Here is a 7115-nt window from a genome sequence, read left to right on the forward strand (position 1 = left end):
CGGCGTTGCGGCGTTGCGGCGTTGCGGCGTTGCGGCGTTGCGGCGTTGCGGCGTTGCGGCGACCGATCCTAACCATCGATCAGTCTGACTTACCACCGCTGTCGCCGTATCGCGATTGCATTGCGACCGATATCGATCTTCTCCCCTTCCCTATTTCACCTCCTCGAAGGTCCCGGAGTACACCTCGCCGACTCTGCCGCCGCCCACGTCGAGTGACCGGAACGCGGTGACCTTCTTCGTCTTGAAATCCATCACGTGCGCCACGGTCGCCCCCGAGACCTCGTTCCAGCCGACCAGGTACATCCGCGACCCGACCTCGGCGACGTACAGCTCCACCTCCTCTGAAGCGCCTTCCACCGCGCCGTCGATCTGTTCGTAGACCAGTCTGTTGCCCTCCGCCGCATAGGTGTTGTGGAAGATCACCCCGTTGTCCAAGCGGATGTCGAAAGCCTTCCCCGCGAATGCGAAATCGGTCATGACCGTCTCCTTCCCCGACTGCGCCCATGGTCCGCATCAGCACGGACCCTTTTGGCCGCCTTCCAACCTAGGAGATCAACGACCGCGTCACCGGCGTTTCAGCGAGCCTGGCATGGTCGAAACCGGTCTATGGTCGTATCGTCGGCAGAGGCCGAGAACTCAGGTCGAGGTCGACGACCTTGCAAGACCACGGCCGCTGCCTCCGGCCGCACGGCGAGTACCCGCCGCCGACCTCGCTCTCGTCTTTCGCTGCTCCTGGGAGGAGTCAGCGGCCCTCGGCCGCCTCGTGCGGCACTCCTCCTTCCGACTCGATGGCCATGCGGGCCGCTTCCACTCGAGCGCGGAAGTCCTCGTCCTCGGTCTCGGCCAGCGCTTCGAGCGTGGTCTTCCTTCGCCGCAGCGACCGTTCCAGCCAGGCCTGCCACTCCGGCGTCCGTTCGACGGCCGCCACGGTCGCGGGTCGCCAGACCGGCATCGGGGCGCCGGTGGCGGCGAACCGCGGGTTCGGTTTCAGCCCTTCGGGTTGGGGCAGGAAGTCGCGGACTGCGGAGTCGGTCCAGCCGCGTGAGCGCAGGATCGGCTTCGTCACCCAGATCGTGCCGTCGCGTTGGCGTACGAACTGCGGCCTGGGCGGCGCGGGCGGGCCCTGCCACTCGAGCGGCAGTGGCTTGTACCTCGGCGGATCGTCAGGCGGAGCGCCCTCGCGCACGGTTTCGACCGCGGCCCTGGAGGGTGTGGAGAGCGGAGGTGGCCGGGTGTCGATCTCGGGTTTCATATTCGGCGCTGCGGGTTCCGGACCCGCCGCCGGTGGGCGGGTTTCGGGTTCGACGCTCGGGAACGGTCCGAGCCGGTCCGCGGTGGCCAGTGAATCGAGAAGCCACCTGGCGAAATGCGCTCGCAGTGGCTCGTCGGGAATGGTCGTGAACGGCAATGCCCGGGTGATCACCTCGAGGCTCGCCTGGTTCCGTGAACTGTCTGATGGTTTCGCTGCCATCGCTTCGTCCAATCGGTTCTCGCGCCCCGCCGCTGGGCGTTGCGCGCGCTATTCAGTTGCCTCCACAACTGTAGAAGCGGGGTACGACATCTTCGACCGGCAAGACATTGACCTGCGAAGACAGCTGTTGCAGGGTCGCTCAGGACAGGGTCGTCAGCCGCGTGTCAGCGGCGCGTCAGCGCCCGAGGCGATGGTTCTTCTCGACACCGCCTCCGGGAAACGCCGGGGCATCCGAGAGGGGAACCACCATGAGCGCCAACGAACTGCAGCAGATCGTCGCCAAGTCCGCCACCGAGTACGCGGTGCCCGGCATCGCCGTCGGCATCTGGCACCAGGGCCGCGAGATCTACGCGTCCCACGGCGTCACCAGCGTCGCGAACCCTCTCCCGGTCGACGAGGACACGATCTTCACCCTCGGCTCGACCAGCAAGAGCTTCACGGCGACCGCGCTCGTGATCCTCGCCGAGCAGGGCAAGGTCGACTTCGACGCGCCGGTGCGCCGCTACCTCCCCGACCTGCGGCTCGCCGACGAGCGGTCGGCCGCGACGATCACCGTCGGCCACCTGCTCAACCACACTGCGGGCCTGGACACCTGGATGCTCCGGGACACCGGCGACGGCGACGACGCCCTCAAGACCTATGTGGACCACTTGGACGAGCTGACGATCATCGCCGAGCCCGGCGAACGGGCGTCATACAGCCAGGCAGCGTTCAACCTCCTCGGGCGCGTCATCGAAGTCGTCACCGGCATGACTTACGAGCGGGCGATCGCCGCCCTCCTGTTCGAGCCGCTCGGGCTCGAGAACTCCACCTTCTTCGCGGCCGAGGCCATGACCCGCAAGTTCTCGCTCGGCCACAGCGTCACCGAGGACGGCACCACGGTCGCCCCCCACCTGGAAGGTCCACCGCGCCCAGAATCCGGGCGGGGGCGGCGCCTCCACCGCGCGCGACCTCGTCCGCTGGGCCCGGTTCCACCTCGGGGACGGCCGCACCGAGTCGGGCGAGCGGATCGTCTCCCGCGAAGCGCTGCAGGCGATGCGGCGGCAGACCGTGGAGTTGCGCGGCAGCTCGCTCGGCGACGGGTTCGGCATCTGCTGGTTCCTGCGCGAGATCGACGGCGTGGCCACGTTCGCCCACGGCGGCTCGTCCGTCGGCCAGTTCGCGGACTTCCTCGCCGTGCCCGAGCACGACTTCGCGATCGCCGTCGTCACCAACGCCGAACCGGGCGGCACGCCCTGCAACCTGGCGGTCATCCGGTGGGCGCTGGAGCACTACCTCGGGCTGGTCGACCGCGATCCCGAGCCGGTCCCGTTCGACCGGGAGCGGGCCGCCGGGATCGTCGGGGACTACGAGGTCGACATGATGGTCGTGAGCGTCGTCGACGAGGGCGACCGCCTGAGCCTCGCGGCTCGGATCCGGCCCGAACTGCGTGCGGCCTCGCCGGAGATGCCGGCCGACTGCGAACCCGCGAACATGGGATTCCTTCATGAGGACGGCGACGACTACATCGTCACCGAGGGCCCGCTCCAAGGCCAGCGCGGGTTCTTCGCGCGGGACGAGGATGGCGAGATCACGGCGATCGACCTCGCCGGACGCCAGTTCCGCAGGGTTCGCGAGCGGGTCTGAGGGGTGAGGCCGGAGTCGACCGTCCTGCGGCGATACGGGAGGCCCCGGGTACCCGCCCTATCCCACCTTCACCACTACCAGTGAAAAGGACACCGTCTCACAGGGGTGCGACGAAAATTTGTTCGAACGCCGCCGCACCGGAGTGCGGCGGCGTTCGAGGCGCTGGACGTGGCGTGTTCCGGGCGCTCGGCGCGACGCCCAGGACGCGGGGCGTGGCGCAGGGCGGACGTTCAAGAACCCAAGACCTGAAGCCCAACGGCCCAACAGCCCAACAGCCCAACAGCCCAACAGCCCAACAGCCCAACAGCCCAACAGCCCAACAGCCCAACAGCCCAACAGCCACCATGCTGCGCCGCCCTCCAATTCCGCCACTCCTTCCCGCCCGGGCACACTTACTCCCATGCGCGTACACCTCCTCGGTCCCTTCGAGATCCGCAACGGCGACGATGAACCCGTCGAGCTCGCCGGTGCGCGCCTGCGCGCGCTCGTCGCCCGCCTCGCCCTCGAACCGGGCCGCGAGGTCACCGCCGACACCCTGCTCGACGCGATCTGGGAGGACGACGCGCCCTCCGCGAACGCCCTGCAGGCCCTGGTGTCCCGAGTCCGCCGCGCCATCGGCGCCGACCGGCTCACGCGCGGCGCCGCCGGGTACCGCCTCGCCGTCGAACCCGGCGACGTCGACGTGAAGCGGTTCGAGCGGCTCTCCGAGACCGGCCGCCGGCAAGCCGACCTCACCGCGCTCCGCGAAGCCGAATCGCTCTGGCGCGGAACGGCTCTCGCCGACCTGCGTCACCTCCGGTTCGCCGAGAACGAGGCAATCCGCTTGGAGCGGCTGCGCAACGAGACCGCCCGCGAGCGCCTCGCACTCGAGATCACCACCGGCGCCGACGTACTCGCCGAACTCGAACCCGTCGCCGAAGCGCACCCGCTCGACGAGCGCTGGCAGGCCCTCCTCATGCGCGCCCTCTACGCGACCGGCCGCCCCGCCGAGGCCCTCGACGCCTACGAGCGCGCCCGCGAACGCCTCGCCGACGAACTCGGCGCCGACCCCTCCGCCGAACTCGCCGACCTTCACCTGCAGATCCTGCGCCAGAGCGCGGCCCCGACCGCGCGCGTCGAGAAGCGCACCAACCTCAAAGCGCAGCTCACCAGCTTCGTCGGCCGCGAGGCCGACCTGGACGCGCTCACCGCGGCGGTCGCCACGTCGCGGCTGGTCACCGTCACCGGCCCCGGCGGCGCCGGCAAGACCCGCCTGGCCGTCGAGGCAGCGGCCACGATGTCGAGCCTTGCGCCCCAAGGCGTCTGGCTGGTCGAACTCGCCGCCGTGGGCGACGACGCCGACGTGGCGCCCGCGGTGCTGCGCGCCATCGGCGCCCGCGAGTCGGGTCTGCTGGAACCGTCCGCGCACGATGCCGCGTCGCGCCTCGAGGAGTACTTCGCGGAACAGGACGCGCTCATCGTCCTCGACAACTGCGAGCACCGCATCGACGCCGCCGCGCGCCTCGCCGCCCGGCTGCTCGGCGCCTGCCCCGGCCTGCGCCTCCTCGCCACCAGCCGTGAAGCCCTCGGCATCGGCGGCGAGCGGCTGTTCCCGATCCCGCCGCTGCCGCTCGCGGCCGATCGTCCAGAAGCGAGCCCCGCGGTGCGGCTGTTCTGCGAGCGGGCAGCCGCCGTGCGCCCCGATTTCAAGCTCGACGACTCCAATGCCGAAGCGGTCGTGGAGATCTGCCGCCGCCTCGACGGCCTGCCCCTCGCGGTCGAGCTCGCCGCCGCCCGCATGCGGGCGCTCGACGCGTCCCAGATCGCCTCCCGCCTGGACGACCGGTTCGCGCTCCTCGCAGGATCGGACCGGACCGCGCCCGAACGGCACCGCACGCTCGAAGGGGTCATCGCCTGGAGCTGGGACCTCCTCTCGGATGCCGAACGGGCCCTTGCCATGCGCATGGCCGTCTACCCCGGCGGCGTCGGGCTCGACCGGGTCGGTGACCTCGACGCGCTCGCCGGACTCGTCGACAAGTCCCTGGTAGAGCGCGTCGGTGAGCGGTACCGGATGCTCGAGACCATCCGCGCCTACGCGGAGGCGCAGCTCGAACCCGACCAAGCGGAGGTCGAACGGGACGCGATGGCCCGGTACTGCCTCGACCTGGTCGAACGCGCCGACGACGAGATCAGGTCGGCCGCGCAGCTCGAGGCGATGGCGCGCCTGGACGCCGAGCACGACAATCTCCTCGCCGTGCTCGCCCGCTCGGTCGCGTTCGGGCACAAGGAGTCCGGCCTGCGCATGATCGCCGCGCTGTTCTGGTTCTGGCACCTGCGCGGCTTCCGTTCCCAGCTCCAGCACTGGTACCCGGCGCTCCTGGAGCTCCCGGGCGAGATCCCCGAACGGCTCGTGCCCGCCGTCAAGCTCCTCACCGGCATGGGCCAGTTCGAATTCGGTGACCCCGAAGCGGCGACCCGATCGATCGCCGAAGGCATCGCATTGGGACGCAACGCGCAAGGGCCGATCGCGGGGCACTCGCTCCTGGCCATCGGCCCGGCGTTCCTCTCCGACCCCGCCGTCTCCGCGGACCGCACCACGGCCGAAGCCTGGGAGCTCGGCGTCATCCTGCTCACCGAAGCCGCCGTCAACGAAGGCGGCACGGGCGCCGAAGGGCTCGAGCAGATCGAACGGGCCGAAGCCGAGTTCGCGAAGCTCGGAGAGCGCTTCGGCCTCGCCTCGGCCCTGCGGATGCGTGCCGAGTACTCGGCGCGCCAAGGCGACCACGACGAAGCCAAGGACGCCCTCGCGCAGGCCGGGCGCCTCTTCGACGAACTCGGGACCGCTGACGACGCCGCCGAGACGTACGCCGAACTCGCCCTGGTCACCGTCCGCAGCAGCGCTCTCGTCGACGGCGCCCGCACGATCGAGCAGGCCTGGGAGCCCATGCGCCTCAGCCTGGCACGGGCCGACGCCGAACGCAATCCGAACACCACCGCGTATGTGCGGTGGTGCCGCGCCCAGATCCTGTTGAGGGAGGGCGATCACGAGCAGGGCCTGAGCGAACTCGCCATGGCCGAGCAGGTCTTCGGTGACACCAGAATGGACCCGCGACTCCGGGTCTGGGGAGCCGCGCTGCGCGCGATCGTGGCGCTCGCCGAAGGCGACGCGGCGCGCGCGCATCGCTTTCTCGATGCGCTGACGGCCGAGAGCATCGAAGGGGCGGCTGACCCCAACGTCGCCGTCGCCGTGCGCGTCCGGGCCGCAGCCGCTCTCGCGGCGGGGGACCCGGTGCACGCGGCGACCCTGCTGGGCGCGGCCGTCTCGCTGCTCGGCACCGAGGACCGCCGGGGCTACGACGCGGCGCTGCGCACGCTGGAACGCACCCGCGAGGCGTTGGGAGACCAGCGGTTCCAGGCCTCGTACGAAGCCGGAGCCGTACTCGACCGCACCGCCGCCGTCGACCTGCTGCTCGCGCACTCCCGGCAAGGCTGACCCACGGGAGGAGAACCGGGCCGGATCAGGTCGCGTCCCAGGGCCGCACCTCCACGACCGCGCTCGTCGCCAGCGGGCCGTACAAGTGCGGGTATTCGGGTGCGCCGGGCCCGGGGGCCTCGTAGCGGATCGGCACGTCGACCAGCGCGGTGTCGATGACCAGGACCACGAGCGGCCCGGGGTGGTCGCCGTACACGAACGCGGCCACGGCCTCGAGCTGCTCGGGCAGCGAGCAGTGGATGAAGCCCACCTCGGCGAGGGTCTTCCCGCGCGTGGAGCCTTCGTACACGCCCGCGGCGAGCGCGGCCTCCCAGAGGCCCGGTTCGGTCAGGTGCAACAGCTCGGTCATGCCACGCACGCTACCGCCGCGCCCGGCACGGCGTGCGGCCCCGCGCAGGGCCGGGTGCGCCGCAGGTGCCGACGCCGCAGTCACAGCCCGCCGAGCACGAAGGCTCCTGCGCCACGGCACCTCTGGAGACGCCGCCGTGGGCGGCCCCCCCCCCCGCGCGCCGCCGCCGGGGGGGCCCACCGGGGGCGGCCGCGGAG

The 7115-nt window shown here is 71.0% G+C and carries 4 protein-coding genes and 2 pseudogenes; 3 read left to right on the forward strand and 3 right to left on the reverse strand.

The genetic code is table 11. The annotated features are described in order from the left end of the window. Positions 1-150: 150 nt before the first annotated feature. Positions 151-477: a MoaF-related domain-containing protein gene (locus QWI33_RS18905; protein WP_289958711.1), complete on the reverse strand. Its 327-nt coding sequence runs from the start codon at positions 475-477 to the stop codon at positions 151-153. A 265-nt stretch (positions 478-742) separates the two neighbouring features. Continuing rightward, positions 743-1066, reverse strand: a complete 324-nt coding sequence (locus QWI33_RS18910) for a hypothetical protein (RefSeq protein WP_289958712.1) — start codon at positions 1064-1066, stop codon at positions 743-745. 653 nt (positions 1067-1719) lie between these two features. On the opposite strand from QWI33_RS18910, the pseudogene QWI33_RS29425 reads away from it, so the two are divergent. From QWI33_RS29425 to QWI33_RS18920, 3 genes and pseudogenes are all read left to right on the forward strand, one after another. Then, positions 1720-2268, forward strand: a pseudogene (locus QWI33_RS29425) (serine hydrolase domain-containing protein); the annotation flags it as partial. 124 nt (positions 2269-2392) lie between these two features. Beyond that, positions 2393-3097, forward strand: a pseudogene (locus QWI33_RS18915) (serine hydrolase domain-containing protein); the annotation flags it as partial. Between the two features lie 400 nt (positions 3098-3497). Then, on the forward strand, positions 3498-6569 hold the full coding sequence (locus tag QWI33_RS18920) for an ATP-binding protein (protein ID WP_289958713.1): 3072 nt from the start codon (positions 3498-3500) through the stop codon (positions 6567-6569). Positions 6570-6594: 25 nt separating this feature from the next. On the opposite strand, the gene QWI33_RS18925 is transcribed toward QWI33_RS18920, so the two are convergent. Continuing rightward, entirely contained in the window at positions 6595-6918 is a 324-nt protein-coding gene (locus QWI33_RS18925) for a DUF952 domain-containing protein (protein ID WP_289958714.1), read from the reverse strand. Between the last annotated feature and the right edge of the window lie 197 nt (positions 6919-7115).

The sequence above is a fragment of the Glycomyces tritici genome, assembly GCF_030403505.1.